Source organism: Neisseria sp. HMSC074B07, assembly GCF_001810355.1.
In the GTDB taxonomy this organism is placed as follows: domain Bacteria; phylum Pseudomonadota; class Gammaproteobacteria; order Burkholderiales; family Neisseriaceae; genus Neisseria.
In genome coordinates, this window is the sequence record NZ_KV800936.1 from 1 (window position 1) to 1,825 (window position 1,825).

2 protein-coding genes are annotated in these 1,825 nt (G+C 57.3%); both read left to right on the forward strand.

Going from position 1 to position 1,825, the window contains the following annotated elements:
- On the forward strand, positions 1–356 hold a 356-nt coding region (locus HMPREF2726_RS06575), incomplete at its 5' end, for a YadA-like family protein (RefSeq protein WP_246827872.1).
- 334 nt (positions 357–690) lie between these two features.
- Complete coding sequence (locus tag HMPREF2726_RS06580) at positions 691–1,734, forward strand: NAD(P)H-dependent flavin oxidoreductase (protein WP_070602710.1); 1,044 nt, start codon at positions 691–693, stop codon at positions 1,732–1,734.
- The last annotated feature ends 91 nt before the right edge of the window (positions 1,735–1,825 follow it).

A 1,825-nucleotide genomic window follows, 5' to 3' on the forward strand; every position in this document is an offset into this window, starting at 1 on the left:
ATGCGATCAACGGCAGCCAGTTGTATTACACCAATCAGGCGATTAACCAAAGCGTGACCAACCTTGGCAATTACGTGGTGAACATGGGCGACCAAATCAACCAACGTATCGACAATGTTGAAAGCGACTCTAAAGCCGGTACAGCAGCAGCCATGGCGGTGGCTGGTCTGCCTCAAGCCTACCTGCCGGGTAAGAGCATGATGGCGGTTGCAGGCGGCGTTTACCGCGGTGAAAGCGGCTACGCAGTTGGCTTCTCCAGCATCTCCGACGGCGGCAACTGGGTCATCAAAGGTACGGCTACCGGCAACTCGCGCGGCCACTACGGCGCGACCGCAGGTGTCGGTTACCAATGGTAATCCCGCTCTAAAGCCTGTTTGAAGGCAAAGCAAAGGTCGTCTGAAAACCCGAAACAGGGTTTTCAGACGACCTTTTTCTATATCGGATGGAATCGGAACGGGTTTGCTTTCTGAGTATAGTGGATTAAATGGGACGGGGTTGGTTTTCCAATATGCTCGGTTTCGCACGCACTCGCTTAACACAAAACGCTAAAGTTTGTTTTCAGACGACCTTGCAGCCATGTCCGCCCCTTTTCTGTGGCAAAATTCAGCTTGTTCCACATGGTCAGTCTGCGTATTTAAATTGAAGAAATCTCAAGCCGACTGACGAAACAGTTTACAAGGAGAAACAGACATGAGCCGCATTTTATCCTCGCTGCGCTATCCGCTGATTCAAGCGCCGATGGCGTTTGCACATGATACAGAGCTGCCTTTGGCTGTCGGTAAAACCGGTGCTTTGGGTTCGTTGGCGGGAGCGATGTACGACGCGGCGGGTTTGGATAAAGCGTTGGCACGGATGAAGCAGGAGGGCGGCGGCTGTCCGTACAACCTCAATTTTTTCGCCCACCGCACGCCGTCTGCCGACCGCGCGCAACAGGACGCATGGTTTGCCGTGTTGCGTCCGTATTTCGAGGCTTACGGGCTGACGGGAAACGATATTCCCACCGGTGGCGGACGGCAGCCGTTTGATGCCGACGCGTTGGAATGCGTGGAACGTTACCGCCCGCCTGTGGTCAGCTTCCACTTCGGTTTGCCCGCACCCGAATATTTGCAGCGCGTTAAAGCGACGGGCGCGGAAGTGTGGAGCAGCGCGACGACGGTCGAAGAAGCCGTTTGGCTGGAGCAAAACGGCGCGGATGTCGTGATTGCCCAAGCGTGGGAGGCGGGCGGTCATCGGGGTTGGTTTTTAAACCGCCATCCCGACAGTCAAAGCGGCTTGTTCGCCCTGTTGCCCGCCATCCGTAACGCCGTGCACCTGCCCGTTATAGCCGCAGGCGGCGTTTCCGATGCCGCTGCTGTCCGCGCCGCGTTGGAATTGGGCGCATCCGCAGTGCAGGTCGGAACCGCTTTCCTGCTCGCAGACGAAGCCCTGACCAAACCCGCCCACCGCGCCGCCATCCAAACCGCCCGACCCGAAGATACCGTGGTGACCAACTTGTTCAGCGGCGGCGCAGCGCGCGGACTTTACAACCGTTTCATACGCGAAGCCGGTCCGATGAATGACGCGGCACTCCCGTTTCCCTTGGCGGGCGCGGCCGCCGGTGCATTGAAAGCCGCCGCCGAAAAACAAGGCTGCTACGACTTTTCCCCATTTTGGGCAGGACAAAACGCAGGATTGTGCCGCCCTGGCAGCGCGGCGGAAATCGTCGAACGGTTGTGCGGCAGCATCGAGCGTTAGGACGGTTTGAGCACAGGCAAGGTGGACGTTGCAAAAAGGTCGTCTGAAAATTGAAAACAGGTTTGAACTGCACCCCAAAAGTTGGACATCC

What these genes read in the sequence shown, in the direction of transcription:
- HMPREF2726_RS06580 (WP_070602710.1), top strand. Translation starts at nt 691, where the DNA reads ATGAGCCGCATTTTATCCTCGCTGCGCTATCCGCTGATTCAAGCGCCG.